This is a genomic window from Pseudoxanthomonas sacheonensis, from assembly GCF_010093305.1.
In the GTDB taxonomy this organism is placed as follows: domain Bacteria; phylum Pseudomonadota; class Gammaproteobacteria; order Xanthomonadales; family Xanthomonadaceae; genus Pseudoxanthomonas_A; species Pseudoxanthomonas_A sacheonensis.
Genome location: NZ_PDWS01000001.1, coordinates 389529 through 406133, shown reverse-complemented (window position 1 = coordinate 406133; position 16605 = coordinate 389529). Strand labels below are relative to the sequence as shown.

Annotated in this window: 12 protein-coding genes; 9 read left to right on the top strand and 3 right to left on the bottom strand. The window is 64.4% G+C overall.

Translation table 11 applies throughout. The annotated features are described in order from the left end of the window. Window positions 1-109 precede the first annotated feature (109 nt). The 8 genes from CSC73_RS01780 to CSC73_RS01745 all read left to right on the top strand — a co-directional run bounded on the left by CSC73_RS01780 (window position 110) and on the right by CSC73_RS01745 (window position 10514). Entirely contained in the window at window positions 110-982 is an 873-nt protein-coding gene (locus tag CSC73_RS01780; RefSeq protein ID WP_163838737.1) for a CorC family transporter, read from the top strand. 286 nt (window positions 983-1268) lie between these two features. Beyond that, window positions 1269-2465 carry a lipoprotein N-acyltransferase Lnb domain-containing protein gene (locus CSC73_RS01775; protein ID WP_163838736.1) on the top strand — a complete coding sequence of 399 codons (1197 nt, stop codon included), beginning with the start codon at window positions 1269-1271 and terminating at the stop codon, window positions 2463-2465. 69 nt (window positions 2466-2534) lie between these two features. Next, a complete protein-coding gene (locus CSC73_RS01770; RefSeq protein WP_425502258.1) occupies window positions 2535-4568 on the top strand; it encodes a glycoside hydrolase family 97 protein in 2034 nt (677 codons plus the stop codon). Between the two features lie 116 nt (window positions 4569-4684). After that, entirely contained in the window at window positions 4685-5686 is a 1002-nt protein-coding gene (gene corA / locus CSC73_RS01765) for a magnesium/cobalt transporter CorA (protein ID WP_163838734.1), read from the top strand. A 235-nt stretch (window positions 5687-5921) separates the two neighbouring features. Further along, entirely contained in the window at window positions 5922-7991 is a 2070-nt protein-coding gene (locus CSC73_RS01760; RefSeq protein ID WP_163838733.1) for a carbon starvation CstA family protein, read from the top strand. 42 nt (window positions 7992-8033) lie between these two features. Next, window positions 8034-8258 (top strand): YbdD/YjiX family protein, encoded by a 225-nt coding sequence (locus CSC73_RS01755; RefSeq protein WP_093281855.1) that lies wholly within the window; start codon window positions 8034-8036, stop codon window positions 8256-8258. 189 nt (window positions 8259-8447) lie between these two features. After that, entirely contained in the window at window positions 8448-9206 is a 759-nt protein-coding gene (locus CSC73_RS01750; protein ID WP_163838732.1) for an ankyrin repeat domain-containing protein, read from the top strand. A gap of 75 nt (window positions 9207-9281) precedes the next feature. Next, a complete protein-coding gene (locus CSC73_RS01745; protein ID WP_425502257.1) occupies window positions 9282-10514 on the top strand; it encodes a Tle-like phospholipase domain-containing protein in 1233 nt (410 codons plus the stop codon). A 220-nt stretch (window positions 10515-10734) separates the two neighbouring features. On the opposite strand, the gene CSC73_RS01740 is transcribed toward CSC73_RS01745, so the two are convergent. After that, window positions 10735-11994, bottom strand: a complete 1260-nt coding sequence (locus CSC73_RS01740) for a DUF819 family protein (protein ID WP_163838731.1) — start codon at window positions 11992-11994, stop codon at window positions 10735-10737. A gap of 69 nt (window positions 11995-12063) precedes the next feature. Beyond that, window positions 12064-14145 carry an alpha/beta hydrolase family protein gene (locus tag CSC73_RS01735; protein WP_163838730.1) on the bottom strand — a complete coding sequence of 694 codons (2082 nt, stop codon included), beginning with the start codon at window positions 14143-14145 and terminating at the stop codon, window positions 12064-12066. Window positions 14146-14173: 28 nt separating this feature from the next. Between CSC73_RS01735 and CSC73_RS01730 the strand changes: the two genes are divergently transcribed. After that, entirely contained in the window at window positions 14174-14512 is a 339-nt protein-coding gene (locus CSC73_RS01730) for a hypothetical protein (protein ID WP_163838729.1), read from the top strand. A 137-nt stretch (window positions 14513-14649) separates the two neighbouring features. Here the strand turns inward: CSC73_RS01730 and CSC73_RS01725 are convergent, their stop codons facing one another. Then, window positions 14650-16599 (bottom strand): OPT family oligopeptide transporter, encoded by a 1950-nt coding sequence (locus tag CSC73_RS01725; RefSeq protein ID WP_163838728.1) that lies wholly within the window; start codon window positions 16597-16599, stop codon window positions 14650-14652. Window positions 16600-16605 lie beyond the last annotated feature (6 nt).

The window sequence follows — 16605 nt, the reverse complement described above, 5'->3', positions numbered from 1 at the left end:
CCCACGGGCGTTTCCACAGATGCTCCCCCGGCCGGGGGATGAAAATCTGTCCCCGTCATCCTGATAGACTGCCGCCGTCGCCCTTTCCAGGGCTGCCTGCTACCCACCAATGTCAGAAGACGACAGTATTCCCGCGCCGGAAGCCTCCGAAAAACCGGAGAAACGGCGCTCCTGGCTGGACCGCATCAGTTCTGCGTTCTCCGGCGAACCCTCCTCACGCGACGACCTGCTCGCGCTGTTGCGCGATGCGCAGAGCGACGGGCTGATCGCCAGCGACACGCTGCGCATGATGGAAGGCGCCATTGCGGTGGCCGAACTGACCGTGGGCGACGTCATGGTCTCGCGCTCGCAGATGGTGTCCTTGCCCATCGCCTCCCGGTTCCTGGACCTGATGAAGGAAGTGGTGGAGTCCGGGCATTCGCGCTTCCCCGTGCACGGCGAGAACAAGGACGAAATCCTGGGCATCCTGCTGGCCAAGGATCTGCTGCGCGGCGTAGTGGCCGACAACGGCCCCGGCAACGTGCGCGAACTGCTGCGCCCCGCGGTGCTGATTCCCGAATCCAAGAAACTCAACCTGCTGCTGAAGGAATTCCGCCTGTCGCGCAACCACATGGCGATCGTGGTGGACGAATACGGCGGCGTCGCCGGCCTGGTCACGATCGAGGACGTGCTGGAACAGATCGTCGGCGAGATCGACGACGAGCACGACGATGCCGAAGAAGGCGCCGACCAGATCGCCGCCCATGCCGACGGCCGCTACGTGGTGGATGCGCTGACCCCGATTTCCGATTTCAACGAACGCTTCGGCGCCGACTTTCCCGACGACGAGTACGACACCGTCGGCGGCCTGATCACCGCGGCCATCGGCCACCTGCCCGATACCGACGAGGAACTGACCCTGGGGCGTTTCGAATTCCGCGTAGCCAAGGCCGATGCGCGCCGGGTGCATGCGTTCCATGTCGGCGTGCTTTCGGATGGTTGAGCTGTCTGCGGACCCGACCATCGCCTCCATTCGTAGCGCGCCTGTCTCGGAATCCGTTCGCGACGAGTTTTTCTCAGAACCCGCTCGTGGTGGGCTTTTCTCAGAACCCGTTCGTGGTGAGCCTGTCGAACCACGCCGTTGGCGGACAGTTGGCAGTTCGCATGGCGCTCAGGCTCTCGCGCGAAGAGCGTGGTTCGACAGGCTCACCACGAGCGGATTTCTAGACAAGCCCACCACGAGCGGATTTCCAGACAAGCTCGCCACGAACGGAATAGAGAAAGGCCTGATGCCCGCGATGTGGAAATGCCTGCTGCTGACCCTGCTTCTCCTTCTCGCATTGCCCGCATGGGCCGCAACTCCTTCCACCCCCGCCCCCCGCATCGGCGTAATGACCATGCAACCCGGCGAAATATTCTTCGAACGCTTCGGCCACGACGCCATCGTGGTGCTGGATACGCGGACCGGCGAAGCGACCTCGTACAACTTCGGTTTCTTCGACATGAGCGAGCCGGATTTCGTCGACCGCTTCGCCCATGGCGACATGCGCTACTACCTGGTCGCCCTGCCGCTGCAGCAGGATCTGTCCTACTACCGCGAAGTCGGACGCGGCGTGAAGTTGCAGTGGCTGGACCTGCCCCCCGAACAGGCGCAATCGCTGGCCGACACGCTGGCCGAGCGGGCCAAGCCCGAGAACGCGCGCTACCGCTACGATTATTTCGTTTCCAATTGCTCCACCCAGGTCCGCGACGCGCTGGACAAGGCGATGGGCGGCGCGCTGAAACCGCAGCTGGTGGGACGTTCGCGCGGCAATACCTTCCGCAGCGAAGCGGTGCGGCTGGTCTCGCCGGTGCCGTGGATGTGGCTGGGCTTCGACATCGGCCTGGGGCCCTACGCCGACGTGCCGATGTCGCGTTGGGAAGAAGCCTACGTGCCCATGCGCCTGGCCGACAGCCTGCGTGAGGCGAAGAACGCCGCCGGGCGGCCCTTGGTGCAGAGCGAACAGGTGCTGCTGCCACACCGCATCGCAGCGGAACCGCCCGAGCGGCCGCGCCGCTGGTGGCCCTGGCTGCTGACAGGCCTGTGCGTGGCCGCCGCCATCGTGCTGCTCGCACCGCGCAAGCCGCGTCTGATCGCGGCACTCGCCTTGCCGTTGTGGCTGGTGTGCGGAGTCGTCGGCGCGGTGCTGGTATTCCTGTGGGGCTTCACCGAGCACCAGGCCGCGTGGGCCAATCGCAACCTGTTGCTGTTCAATCCGCTGTGCCTGCTGCTGATTCCCGGTGCGATTCCGCTGTTGCGCAAGCGTGCGCCTGCGGCGTGGTTCCGCTGGCTGCTGGCGATCGTCGCCGGCCTTGCCGCCATCGCGTGGGTCCTGCATTGGTTGCCGCTGGCGTTGCAGTACAACCAGAGCTGGGTGGCGCTGCTGCTGCCGGTGCATGCGGCTCTTGCATACGTATTCTTCCCGCAGCGCAGCTTGTTGCGCTGACGTGGCTGGCGCAGGATGCGGCCTGTTGTCCGCCATCCGGAAGCCCGCATGCTCCTTCGCCTGTTCGCAATGACCACGCTCCTCGCCGCCTCCGCCATCGCCAGCGCGCAAGTCACCACGCCGCCACCGGCCGCGGCGCTGCCCAAGGTGGGCGTCGCATCGCCCGACGGCAACCTGTCGGTGGAAGTGACCACCGACAAGGACGGACGCCCCAGCTATTCCGTGTTGCGCGAAGGCAAGGCGGTCATATCGCCCTCGCGGCTGGGATTCATTTTCCTGGACTCGCCCAAGTTCGAACGAAATCTGGCGATCGCCGGGCACAGGACCAGCAGCTTCGACGAAACCTGGGAACAGCCCTGGGGCGAGCGCCGCAGCATCCGCAACCATTACAACGAGCTGCGCGTGACTCTGACCGAGAAGGTCGCGCCCAAACGCAGCTTCGACGTGCTGTTCCGCGTTTACGACGACGGACTGGGCTTCCGTTACGAACTGCCCGACCAGCCCGCACTGAAGCAGGTGCGGATCGGCGAGGAACTGACCGAATTCAACATCGCCGAGAACGCCACCGCCTGGTGGATTCCCGCCGGCGAGTGGAACCGCGAGGAATACCTGTACCACCGCACGCCGCTGCAGGAAGTCGGCCAGGCGCAGACGCCCATCACCCTGCGCACCGACAACGGCCTGCACATCTCCATCCATGAAGCGGCGCTGGTGGACTATTCGGGCATGAACCTGACCCGGGTGGAGAACCACAAGCTGCGCGCCACGCTCACCGACGGCATCGGCGACGGCAAGGTGGTGCGCACCGCGCCGTTCAACACGCCCTGGCGCACCGTGCAACTGTCCGACGACGCCGGCGGTCTGGTGACTTCAAACCTGATCCTCAATCTCAACGAGCCCAACAAGCTCGGCGACGTTTCCTGGATCAAGCCGATGAAGTACGTCGGTGTGTGGTGGGAAATGCATCTGGACAAGAAGACCTGGGCCTCCGGTCCCAAGCATGGCGCCACCAACGAAAACGTGATGAAGCACATCGACTTCGCAGCCAAGCACCACCTGGGCGGCGTGCTGGTCGAGGGCTGGAACGTGGGCTGGGACGGCGACTGGTTCGGCAACGGCGAGGATTTCAGCTTCACCCAGCCGTACCCGGATTTCGATATCGAAAAACTGGCCGCTTACGCCAAGTCCAAGAACGTCCGTCTCATCGGCCACCACGAGACCTCGGGCAACGCCGCCCATTACGAATCGCAAATGGGTGCGGGCTTCGACCTGTACCAGCGCCTGGGCATCGACGCAGTCAAGACCGGCTACGTGGCCGACGCCGGCCAGGCCAAGGTCATCGGCGCCGACGGCAAACTGCATTACGCCTGGCATGAAGGCCAGGACATGGCGCGGCATCACCTGAAAGTGGTGACCGAAGCGGCCAAGCGCCATATCGCCGTCAATGCGCACGAACCCATCAAGGACACCGGCCTGCGCCGCACCTATCCCAACTGGATCTCCCGCGAAGGCGCGCGCGGCATGGAGTTCAGCGCCTGGGGCGAACCCGGCAACCCGCCCGAGCACGAAGCCAACCTGGTGTTCACCCGCCTGTTGGCCGGCCCCATGGACTACACGCCCGGCATCTTCGGCATGAAGACGCGCGCGCCGGACGGCGTGGCCACCACCTGGGCCAAGCAGCTGGCGCTGTATGTGGTGATCTACAGCCCCATCCAGATGGCCGCCGACTTGCTGGAGAACTACGAAAAGAATCCCAAGCCGTTCAAGTTCATCGAGGACGTACCGGTGGACTGGGACGACACGCGCGTGCTGAACGGCGAGGTCGGCGACTACGTGACCATCGTGCGCAAGGACCGCCATTCGGACAATTGGTACCTGGGCGCCATATCCGACGAGGAAGGTCGCGAACTGAAGGCGCCGCTGTCCTTTCTGGACCCAGGCCGCACCTACACCGCGCAGATCTACCGCGATGGCGAGAAGGCCGACTGGAAACGCGCGCCGCAGGACATCGTGATCGAGGAACGCACCGTCACCAGTGCCGATACGCTGACCTTGCGCCTGGCCCCAGGTGGCGGGCAGGCGATCCGCTTCGTCGCCCAGTAGTCATGCGCGCGTAGGAGCGACGTGAGTCGCGAAGGACGTTCCTGGAACGCTTCATCGCGACTCACGTCGCTCCTACGCGCTTGCCGCGCCGCTCCCGGTGGCGCACGATTCGCACTATGAATGACATCAACAAACCCTCCCTGCCCTCCTGCGTCATCAACTGCGTCGTCTACGACAAGGACGGCAAGCGCCACGACATCACCCTGGATGCGATCAGCGACGTGCTGGCCCAGGACGACGGCAGTTTCGTCTGGGTGGGCCTGTACGAGCCGGCCGACGCCATCCTGGAGAAACTGCAGGAAGAATTCTGCCTGCACGACCTGGCGGTGGAAGACGCGCAGCACGCGCACCAGCGTCCCAAGCTGGAGGCCTACGGCAACTCGATATTCGTGGTCATGCACACCGCGCAGGTGGTCAACGAGCGCATCGTTTACGGCGAAACCCACGCCTTCGTCGGCCCGCGCTACCTGATCACCGTGCGCCATGGCGCCTCGCTTTCCTACGCACCGGTGCGCGAACGCGTGGAACGCGAACCCGAACTGCTGGCGCTGGGCGCCTCGTACGGACTATACGCAGTGCTCGATTTCATCGTCGACAACTACCGTCCGATCATCGACGAGTTCCGCGATACCGCCGATTCGCTGGAGCAGGCGATCTTCACCGACACCTACAATCGCGAAACCGTGACGCGGCTGTACGAACTGAAGCGCGAACTGAGCAAAATGCGCCTGGCGGTGGGCCCGCTGCAGGACGTGCTGACGCAACTCACCCGCAGCCAGAGCGCGCTGATTCCGGAAGAAGTCAGACTCTATTTCCGCGACGTCTACGACCACGCGCTGCGGGTCAACGAAGCGATCGACACCTTGCGCGAAATGCTGACCACCGCACTCAGCGTCAACCTGTCCCTGGTCACGCTAAGCCAAGGCGAAGTGGTGAAGCGCCTGGGCGCCTGGGCGGCGCTGCTGGCTGCGCCGACCTTGGTAGCGAGCTGGTACGGAATGAATTTCACCCACATGCCGGAACTCGACGACACCTACGCCTATCCGGTGTTGATCGGCGGAGTCGCGGTAATCTGCGGCGGCCTGTACTGGCTGTTCAAGCGCGCCAAGTGGCTGTGATTCCATCGGCATTGTAGGAGCGGGCCCTGCCCGCGACAGGCTTTATCGGCAGAGCCTGTCGCGGGCAGGGCCCGCTCCTACAACGGCCCGCACTCCGGCGGCATCGGTTGCCGCGTCGCACAATCCTGCGATGCGTGCATTAAGACCAAAGTCGCAGGCCGAATCCGCAGCTACGCATTGACCCCTTCACCGCATGGGAGGACCCTACCCCGAAGTTCACGGAGGGGTGGTTCGCATGAAGGGTTTCTCGAAACTGGCCTGGGCCGCATTGGCGCTGTTGGGCGCGTTCTGTCTGGGCACCATCGCACTGCGTCGCGGCGAACAGATCAATGCGCTGTGGATAGTAGTAGCGGCGGTGTCCATCTACCTGGTCGCCTACCGCTACTACAGCCTGTTCATCGCCAACAAGGTGATGGGGCTGGACCTCACCCGGGCCACGCCCGCAGTGCTGCGCAACGACGGGCTGGATTTCGTACCCACCAACAAGCACGTCCTGTTCGGCCATCACTTCGCCGCCATCGCCGGTGCGGGGCCGCTGGTCGGGCCGGTGCTGGCCGCGCAGATGGGCTACCTGCCCGGCATGCTCTGGCTGATCGCCGGCGTGGTCCTGGCCGGCGCGGTGCAGGACTTCATGGTGCTGTTCATCTCCAGCCGGCGCGATGCGCGCTCGCTCGGCGATCTGGTGCGCGAGGAAATGGGGAAAATCCCCGGCACCATCGCGCTGTTCGGCGCCTTCCTGATCATGATCATCATCCTGGCGGTGCTGGCGATGATCGTGGTGAAGGCGCTGGCGGAAAGCCCGTGGGGCATGTTCACGGTGATGGCCACCATTCCGATCGCGGTGCTGATGGGCGTGTACATGCGCTACATCCGTCCGGGCAAGATCGGCGAGATCTCCATCGTCGGCATCGCGCTGCTGCTGTTCTCGATCTGGCTGGGCGGCAAGGTCGGCGCGCATCCGACCTGGGGCCCGGCGTTCACCTTCACCGGCACGCAGATCACCTGGATGCTGGTCGGTTACGGCTTCGTCGCCGCGGTGTTGCCGGTCTGGCTGATCCTGGCGCCGCGCGATTATCTGTCCACCTTCCTCAAGATCGGCACCATCATCGCCTTGGCCATCGGCATCGTTATCGTGATGCCGGAATTGAAGATGCCTGCGCTGACCCAGTTCACCGACGGCACCGGCCCGGTGTGGAAGGGCGGCCTGTTCCCGTTCCTGTTCATCACCATCGCCTGCGGCGCGGTTTCCGGCTTCCATGCGCTGATTTCCTCCGGCACCACGCCCAAGCTGCTGGCCAGCGAGGGCCATATGCGCTACATCGGCTACGGCGGCATGCTGATGGAATCGTTCGTGGCGATCATGGCCCTGGTGGCCGCCTCGGTGATCGAACCTGGCGTTTACTTCGCCATGAACAGCCCGGCTGCGGCCATCGGCACCGACGCGATTTCCGCCGCGGCCAAGATCAGCGAATGGGGCTTCACCGTGACCCCGGACATGCTGGCCGTCACCGCGACGGACATCGGCGAAAAGACCATCCTTTCGCGCGCCGGCGGCGCACCGACGTTGGCCGTGGGTATCGCCCATATCCTGCACAACGTGATGCCGAGCGCCAACTCCATGGCGTTCTGGTACCACTTCGCCATCCTGTTCGAAGCGCTGTTCATTCTCACCGCAGTGGATGCCGGCACGCGCGCGGGCCGCTTCATGCTGCAGGATCTGCTGGGCACCTTCCATTCGGGACTGCGCCGCACCGAGTCCTGGGGCGCCAATGTAATAGCCACCGCCGGTTGCGTGGCGTTGTGGGGTTATTTCCTCTACCAGGGCGTGGTCGATCCGCTGGGCGGCATCAACACCTTGTGGCCGCTGTTCGGCATCGCCAACCAGATGCTGGCCGGCATCGCGCTGATGATGTGCACGGTGGTGCTGTTCAAGATGAAGCGCGACCGCTATGCCTGGGTGACCATCCTGCCGGCGACGTGGCTGCTGATCTGCACGGTCACCGCGGGCTTCATCAAGATCTTCGATTCCAACCCGGCGGTCGGTTTCCTTGCGCAGGCCGCGAAATACCGCACCGGCATCGCCGCCGGCGAGATAGTGGCCCCGGCCAAGAGCATCGAGCAGATGCAGCAGATCGCGTTCAACAGCTACATCAACACCGGCTTGACCGCCTTGTTCCTGTTCGTGGTGTTCAGCGTGCTGTTCTACGCGATCGGCGCGGTCCGCAAGGCACGCGCCAATCCGCAACGCAGCGACCGCGAAACGCCGTACGTGGCGGTCGATCCGGCATTGGCGGCAAGGCTGTGAACGGAGCATGCTGATGAGCGCACAACCGATAGGAGCACGCTGATGGGAACCGAACTGGTTCCCGCCGGCCAGTACCAGGCGCACCGCCGCGTATGGCGGCGCCTGGTGCAGACCGCGCGGCTGTGCTGCGGCGTGCCCGACTACGACAACTACGTGCGCCACATGATGGAAAAACATCCCGAGCGCGAAGTGATGGACTACAAGACCTTCTTCCGCGAACGGCAGGAAGCGCGCTTCGGCGGCAAGAACGGATTCCGCTGCTGCTGAGGTAAAGAGAGCCAGGTGCAATGCCTGGCTCTGCTCCCCATGTTCACCCCGCCACCCCAGCTCGCATAATCCCTGCGGATAACGAAAACGAAACATCCGCCCGGCAAAAGCGGTGCTAGGATCGGCTTGTCGCGTCGGGGCAACACCACATTCCGCGACCGCAACCACGCAGCCGGAAAGGAAACCGCAATGCGCAAGCAGGTCCCCGCCCTGGCGGCACTCGCAACTTCCATCCTGATGGTTTCATGCGCCGCCGATCCGGCCGGTGCAAAGGAGCAAACCAGCATGTCCGCAGCGATCAACCCCACCTCCGCCATGCCTTTCCACGACCCTGCGGTCGTGCCGCTGGCCAATGCGGTCGCCGAGGGGGACGTATCCCGTATCCGCGCCCTCGCAGCGCCGGCCAACTTGACCGCGCGCGGCGATGATCAGGTCACTCTCCTCGAGTGGGCGGTCTGGAACCGGAAACCTGCCTCGCTCTCCGCATTGCTCGAAGCCGGCGCCAACGCTGCCCAGCCGGGCATGGACAGCGAGACCGTGGCGCACATGGCCGCCATGGCCGACGATCCTCAATATCTGCAGGTGCTGGTCGCACATGGCGCCCCGGTGGACGTGGTCAGTGCCCGTGCCGGCCGGACCCCGATCTTCCGCGCGGTGCAGAGCCGCCGCGACGCGCAGTTCGACCTGCTGGTGAAAGCCGGCGCCGATGTCCACCGCACGGATTCGATGGGCAATTCCCTGTTGCACGTGGCCGCGCAGGTCAACGATGCCGGGCGCGTCCTGCAGCTGTTGCAACTGGGCGTGGACCCCAATGCCACCGACAGTCGCGGCAACACCTTCCAGGCTGCGTTGTTCTCCGGTTCGGACGCGCGCCTCAACGCCGAAGGCCGGCAGTCGCGACAGAAGGTACGCGACTGGCTCGCGGCCAACGGCATCGCCGCGCAGTAATCCGCTGGAAGCTGCGGCGCCGGCAGGCGTCGCCAAACCCGTGCACCAAGACACGCACACGCAAAGGAATCGCGCATGAACGTTTCCACAGGGATGTCCTCCATTACTTCCTCCACGCCGACCGGCAACGGCTTCGCAGACGATGTCGTAGGGCAGCAGCCGCACGCGGTGGATCGCGAGTTGTCGACCCTGATACAGGACAACTATGCCGTCGCCGACGCACGCCGCGGCGAGTCCTCGTCCGCGCCGGTCCTGCCCGGCACCTGGCAACGCATGGACGATGCCGCAGTGCGCGCCGCAGGCATCGACCCCAGCCTGCTGCACGATGGCAAGAGCGGCTTCGACGCCTCGCTGTACCGGGATGCCAGCGGAGCCGTGGTGGTGGCCTATGCCGGCACCGACGAAGGCAAGGACTGGCGCCACAACTTCCGCCAGGGCCTTGGATTCGAGGACGCGCAGTACGACCAGGCCATCGCCCTGGCGCGGGAGGCCAAACAGGCCTTCGGCAACAACGTGGTCCTGACCGGGCAGTCGCTCGGCGGCGGCCTGGCGGCCGCTGCGAGCATGGTCAGCGAAGTTCCCGCGGTCACCTTCAACGCCGCTGGCGTGCACGACAAGACCCTGGAACGCTACGGTTTCGACGCCGAGGTGCTCAAGCAGGAAGCCGAGCAGGGCCTGATCCGCAGCTACCGCGTCAAGAACGAACTGCTCACCCACCTGCAGGAAGACAGCATCCCGCTGAAGTGGGCGATGCCGGACGCGCCGGGGCACAAGATCCAGCTGCCCGATCCCGATCCGCTGACCTTCTTCGAGCGCCTGGTGCCCGGCAAGATGCTGCTGCACCGTCTGGACCTGCACTACATCGAAGCGGTGATGGAAGCGCAGGACCTGGCGCAGCTGCAGGTACGCCAGCGCAACCCCGGCGCGGGGCCCGACACCATCGGCGACGCCGGCAGCACTTCCAACCGGTTGCTCAGGAATGCGGTCGATGGCCTGTCCGGGCAACGCCAGCAATTGGGTCTTGCCGAGGACGAACGCTTCTTCAATGTCGCGGCCGGCACTGCGGCACGCGCAGGCTCGGACGGGTTGAAGCGGATCGACCACGTGCTGGCTTCCGAACGCGGCGACAGCCTGTTCTCGGTACAGGGCGCATTGCACGACCCCGCTCACCAGCGCAGTCGCATCGATGTGGAACAGGCCAGCCAGACTCCCGCACGGCTCAGCGCAGCGCAACTGCGCGAGCAGGACCAGCAGCAAAGCCAGACTCAGCAAGTCGAGCAACGCCAACAGCGTGCGGTCCAGCTCTAAGGAATCCGATCTCTAAATAGGGAATCTCTGAATTAAGTAATCCCGTTCATGGTGAGCCTGTCGGGAATCCGTTCGTGGTGAGCCTGTCGAACCACGCTCTTGGCGAGACATTTCAGTAACAGCAAGCCGGCCTCCCCTCGAAAAGCGTGGTTCGACAGGCTCACCACGAACGGTTATAGGGCAAGCTCACCATGAACGGAATCCACAGTTCCTTAGAGGCTCAGGCTCCGGCCATCGCCTTCAACGTGATGCCGACGATATAGGCCAACACCGTACCGGTCGCATAACCCAGCGCGCCGAGTAATGCGCCCACCGGCGCAAGCGACGGATGGAACACCGACGCCACCACCGGCGCCGATGCGGGCCCGCCGATGTTGCTCTGCGAACCCATGGCGAAATAGAAGAACGGCACCTTCAACGCCCTGCCCAGCAACCACAGCAGGACGATGTGCACCGAAATCCAGATCAAACCCAGCGCGAACAGCCATGGCCGGTCGGCCAACGCCTTGATGTCCATCTGCATGCCGATGCAGGCGATGAGGATGTACAGCAGCAATGCGCCGATCTTGGAAGCTCCGGCACCATCCAGCGTGCGCGCGCGGGTGAAGCTCAATCCCAGGCCGATCAGCGTGGACAGCACCACTACCCATACGAACGGTTCGTGCAGGCTGACCTGCCTCGCCCACGGGACGTTGGCGCCGAACCAGGCCGATGCCGGACCCGCCACCGCATGGGCCAGGCCGACCGCGCCGAAGGCGATGCCCAGGATCACCATGAGATCCGACAGCGAGGCCACGCGCTCGTGCTGTTGCTGGTAGCTGGCCAGACGCTGCTTGAGATCCTCGATGGCCCGCGTGTCGGCGCCGCTGCGCGCATCGATCGCCTCGGCGCGACCGGCCAGGAATATCAGCACGGCCATCCACACGTAGCCGACGCCCACGTCGACGACCACGAACTGGCCGAAAGTGGTTTCGTCGACCGCGAACACTTCCTTCATCGCCACCATGTTGGCGCCGCCACCGATCCAGCTGCCGGCCAACGTGGCCATGCCGGCCCAGGTATCGCCGGCCACTGTTTGAGGATGCAGGATGCCCATCGCCCAGAAGGCGAAGAACGCGCCGATCATCACCGTGACCGATGCGCCTATGTACATCAGCAGCAGCTTCGGCCCCAGTCGCAGCACGCCCTTCAGATCGATGGTGAGGGTCAGCAGCACCAGCGCCGCAGGCAACAGCACGCGGCTGGCGATGGGGTTGTACAGTTTGCTGGCGTTGCCGTCGATCAGGCCCACGCTGTTGTAGACGCCGGGAATGAAATAGCAGAGCAGCAACGCCGGCACATAGGTGTAGAACTTCTTCCACATCCCGCTTTCGCGCGAGGCGGTCCAGAACACCAGTCCCAAAGTGCCGGCGATCAGACCGAACAGCACGATGTCGTTGGTGATCAGCGCGGTGGAAGGCGCTGCGGTTTCGATGGCCATCGGATCCGGCTCCAGACGCGATGCGGAGCCGCGCCGCCGGCGATGCCGGAAGCGCGGGTCCGCAGAGGATTACGGGGCCAGGTGCTGCTTCAGCCAGCCATTGACCGTATCGTGCCACAGCACGCTGTTCTGCGGCTTGAGCACCCAATGGTTTTCATCGGGGAAATACAGCAATTTGGATTCGATGCCCTTGCGCTGCAAAGCGGTGAACGCGGACAGACCCTGGTCGATAGGCACGCGGTAGTCTTTCTCGCCCTGCACCACCAGCGTGGGCACGCGCCATTCGGCGACATGGTTGACCGGGTTGAACTTCTCGTAGTTCTTGGGATTTTCATACGGCGTTCCGCCGTTCTCCCATTCGCTGAACCATAGCTCCTCGGTCACGTAACCCATCGAGCGCGTGTCGAATACGCCGTCGTGGTCCACCAGGCACTTCCATGCGCCGGAAGCGGGCGTATGCCAGTTGCCGGCGATCCAGTTGATCATGTAGCCGCCGTAGCTCGCGCCGAGCGCGCAGGCATTGGCGCCATCGAGGAAAGCGTATTGCTTCTGCGCCGCCGCCCAGCCCTTCTGCAGGTCTTCCAGCGGCTTGCCGCCCCAGTCCTGGCTGATGGCATCGGTGAAGGCCTGGCCATAACCGGTGGAGCCGTGGAAATCGATCATCACCACCGCATAGCCCTGCCCCGCATAAGTCTGCGGGTTCCAGCGGTAGCTCCAGCCGTTGCCGAAGCTGCCCTGCGGACCGCCATGGATCAGGAACGCGACCGGATATTTTTTGCCTTCCACGTAGTTCCATGGCTTGACCACGTAACCGTGCACGGTATCGCCGCCGGCGCCCTTGAAGTCGAACTGCTCGAAATCGCCGAATGCCACGTCCTTGAGCCGCTCTTGCGTGCTCGGCGTGATCGCACGCAGGGGGGCGCCTGCTGCCGTGGTGGTGGTGAACAGCTGGTCGCCGGTCTTGAGCGTATTGCGCGTGAAGGCCAATGTCTGGCCCGCGACCTGGAAGTCGCCGATGGTGCCGTCGCCGACGATCTGCTCCGCCTTGCCGGTGGCGATCTCGACGGCGAACAAAGGATGCTGGCCGGTGTCCTGCGCGGTGGTGAAGATGGTGCCGCCATCCTGCGACAGCACGATGTTGTCGGCGGAACGGTCCCAATGCGCGGCGATCTCGCGGACCTGTCCGCTGCCCACGTCCATGCTCATCAGCGCGAAGCGGTCGGCCTCGAAGCCGGGGCGTTTCATCGCACGATAGAACAGCGTTTTACCGTCGGCGCTGAATACCGGACCCGCATCCCAGGCCTTGTTGGCCGCGGTCAGGTTGACCGGCGCGCCGGTACCGTCGGCATTCAGGCGGTAGAGGTCGAAGTTGGTGGACCAGGCTTCGGATTTTCCGGCCACGCGGATGCCGGCCACCAGGGTTTTTCCATCGGGCGACCAGACGTACTCGCTGGCGTCGCCGAAAGGTTTGGAAGGCGCATCGCCATCCAGCGAATCGGTCAATGCGGTCGCGGCGGTGGTCGCCTTGGCCTTGCCCACGGGCAAATCGCTCACGAACAGCCGACTGCGGCGGCCATCGCTCCAGGTGTCCCAATGGCGCACGAACAGCCCTTCATAAATTACGCCGGTGCTTTTCCTGGCCTTGGTGTCGTCGAGCTTCTTCTGCGTGCAGGCGAAGTCGGCCTTGCAGTCGGCGAAAGTATCCGTGCTGAACGCGACGCGGGTGCCGTCCGGCGACAATTTGTAGCTGCCGATGTCCAATGCGAAAGCGGTGAGCTGCTTCGGCGCGCCGCCGCTGGAAGCGATGGAATACAGCTGCTGGGTGCCGGATTTGCCGCTGAGGAAATACACGGTTTTGCCGTCGGGCGAGAACGAAGGCGAGTTCACGTTCCAGCCTTCGGGCGTCAAGCGCTTGGGCGGCGCCATGTCGCGGGTCAGCAGATTGCGTACCCACAGCCCTGTCGTGGCCTTGACGACTTCCTTGTCCATCTGCCGCTGGGCGAACACGACCACCGCACCGTCGGGCGACAGCACCGGCGATGACACGCGGTCCAGCGCCACCATGTCGCGTACGTCGAATCCGCGCGTAGCGGCCGTGGCCGGCAATGCGGCCAGCAGGCAGAGGGGCAACAAGGCGGTTCGCAGCTTCATCCGGGGCTCCAGCGACAGGAAAACCCCGATGTTAGGCCGTAACAGCAGTCCGGCGCAAAGGCCTGGAGTCATGCCACGCGGCGCGGTGGGGCGCGATGTGCTGCGGCTTCCTGGCCGCGACCGCACGCTGGCTTTCAGTGCGCGCTCTGGCGGTGCCGAAGCCCTGATTGGGGACGTTTTGTCGTCGCCGTCGGCAAGCGTGGTCGAATTCGAGGTGAGCGCCGGCAATCTTTCCGGCGCGCATATCGAGGTGATCGAGGACGGTCGCATCCTCCAACCGGGAGCCGACCTGTCCATCGGGCAGACCTCGCAGACCCTGCGTTTCGATTGGCGCAACGATGGGGCGGGCGGCACTGGTTGCGCGTGAACGTGCGCGGCGCCGACGGCAAGCTGCTGCTCGTCGGCAACCCGATCTATCTCAATTGGCCGGCCGTCCACGCACTGGCACGATAGCCAGTTCCATTCCTTTGCCGGGAATGGAACCAGACTTTGCCGGCCGCTGCGTCAGGACGAGGCCGGCAGGTTCTGCTTCTTGGCCCCGCTGCGATACAGCAGCCAGCCCACGACTGCCAGCACCACCAGCCCGATCCACTGGTTGAAACGCCAAGCTTCCGGCAAAGCCAGTACATCCGCGCTTCCCGAAACCACGATCGGAACCGCTATCGCGATGCCCATCAGCGCCTCGCCGGTGATCAGGCCCGCGGAGAACAATGTGCCCGGACGATGGATGCGGTCCTTCTCTTCTTCATTGTCATCATCGACCTTGTGCTTGCGCTGCACGAAGTGCGAGAGCAGGCCGCCAAGGAAGATGGGCACCATCAATTCCAGCGGCAGATAGATGCCGATGGCCGCGGCCAGCACGGGCACGCGGAATTTCGCGCTGCGCGATTTCAACCATTCGTCCAGTGCGATGATGAGCGCGCCGATGCCGGCACCGATGGCGATCATGCCCCATGGCAACACGCCACCGAACATGCCTTTGGCCACCGACGCCATCAGGGTGGCCTGCGGTGCGGAGAGCGAATTGGGGTGTTCCGGGGTCGGAGCACCGATGCCATAAGCGGCCGCCAGCAAGTTAAGCACCGGCGCCATGATCAACGCGCAGGAGAAAGCGCCGATGGCCAGCATCAGCTGCTGCTTCCATGGGGTCGCGCCTACGATGTAACCGGCCTTCAGATCCTGCAGATTGTCGCCGCCGACCGCGGCAGCGCAGCACACAACCGCGCCGATCATGATCGCGGCCACCGCGCCGATCGGAGAATTCCGCCCCAGCAGGAACACCAGAACCACCGACGCGAACAGGATCGTGGCGATGGTGATGCCGGAAACCGGATTGTTGGAGGAACCGACCAGGCCGGCCAGATAAGCCGATACCGAGACGAACAGGAAGCCCGCGACGATCATGATGATGGTCATCGGGATACTGACCGTCCACTGCCCTACGATGGCCTGGTACAGCAGCGCCAACGGAACCACGAACGCGACCAGCGCGATCAGCATCCACTTCATCGGCAGATCGCGGTCGGTTTCGGCTACCGCCTCGCCCTTGGCCTTGCGCGCGGCGGCGAATCCGCTGCGGATGCCCGATGCCAGCGACTTGCGCAGCGAGAACAGCGTCCACATGCCGCCGATGAGCATGGTGCCCACGCCCAGATAGCGGACTTTGGTGGACCAGATGGCGAAGGCCGTGTCGACCGCGCCGGCGCCCGCGATCTGCGTCGCAAGGGCCGGATCGTTGTTGAGGAAGAAGGCGTTGTAGATCGGAATGGCGATATGCCAGGACAGCACCGCGCCCGAAAGCACGACGATGCCGATGTTCAAGCCGACGATATAGCCCACGCCCAGCAACGCGGGCGAAAGATTGGTGCCCAGGTAGGCCAGCACTTTGTTGTTGGCGAAGAAGCCCGCCTGCGCCCAGCTGTCGGGAATCATGCGCAGGCCACTGGCTGCAGCCAGCTTCACCAGCGCGCCGATACCTGCCGACATGGCCAGGATTTTCAGACCCGGGCCGGGATTCTCGCCGGCCTTCAGCACTTCGGCGGCCGCCTTGCCTTCCGGGAACGGAAGCGGGTCTTCCACGATCATGGTGCGGCGCAATGGCACCGAGAACAGCACGCCCAGCAGGCCGCCCAGACCGGCGATGGCCAGCACCCACGAATAACGGAAGTCCTGCCAGTAACCCAGGATGATCAGCGCCGGGATAGTGAAGATCACGCCCGCCGCGATGGAGGAACCCGCCGACGCGCCGGTCTGGACGATGTTGTTCTCCAGAATGGTGCCGCCGCCCAGCAGGCGCAGCACGCCCATGGACACCACCGCGGCCGGGATGGCGGTGGCGATGGTCAGCCCCGCGAACAGGCCAAGATAAGCGTTGGCGGCCGACAGAATCATGGCCAGTACGACCGCCAGCAGCACGGCACGGAAGGTAAGTTGCGGCGTCTGCGCGCTGTTCATGCGAAT

What these genes read in the sequence shown, in the direction of transcription:
- CSC73_RS01745 (WP_425502257.1), top strand. Translation starts at nt 9,282, where the DNA reads ATGAACGTTTCCACAGGGATGTCCTCCATTACTTCCTCCACGCCGACC.
- CSC73_RS01770 (WP_425502258.1), top strand. Translation starts at nt 2,535, where the DNA reads ATGACCACGCTCCTCGCCGCCTCCGCCATCGCCAGCGCGCAAGTCACC.
- CSC73_RS01755 (WP_093281855.1), top strand. Translation starts at nt 8,034, where the DNA reads ATGGGAACCGAACTGGTTCCCGCCGGCCAGTACCAGGCGCACCGCCGC.
- CSC73_RS01725 (WP_163838728.1), bottom strand. Translation starts at nt 16,599, where the DNA reads ATGAACAGCGCGCAGACGCCGCAACTTACCTTCCGTGCCGTGCTGCTG.
- CSC73_RS01740 (WP_163838731.1), bottom strand. Translation starts at nt 11,994, where the DNA reads ATGGCCATCGAAACCGCAGCGCCTTCCACCGCGCTGATCACCAACGAC.
- CSC73_RS01730 (WP_163838729.1), top strand. Translation starts at nt 14,174, where the DNA reads ATGTTAGGCCGTAACAGCAGTCCGGCGCAAAGGCCTGGAGTCATGCCA.
- CSC73_RS01780 (WP_163838737.1), top strand. Translation starts at nt 110, where the DNA reads ATGTCAGAAGACGACAGTATTCCCGCGCCGGAAGCCTCCGAAAAACCG.
- corA (WP_163838734.1), top strand. Translation starts at nt 4,685, where the DNA reads ATGAATGACATCAACAAACCCTCCCTGCCCTCCTGCGTCATCAACTGC.
- CSC73_RS01775 (WP_163838736.1), top strand. Translation starts at nt 1,269, where the DNA reads ATGCCCGCGATGTGGAAATGCCTGCTGCTGACCCTGCTTCTCCTTCTC.
- CSC73_RS01735 (WP_163838730.1), bottom strand. Translation starts at nt 14,145, where the DNA reads ATGAAGCTGCGAACCGCCTTGTTGCCCCTCTGCCTGCTGGCCGCATTG.
- CSC73_RS01750 (WP_163838732.1), top strand. Translation starts at nt 8,448, where the DNA reads ATGCGCAAGCAGGTCCCCGCCCTGGCGGCACTCGCAACTTCCATCCTG.
- CSC73_RS01760 (WP_163838733.1), top strand. Translation starts at nt 5,922, where the DNA reads ATGAAGGGTTTCTCGAAACTGGCCTGGGCCGCATTGGCGCTGTTGGGC.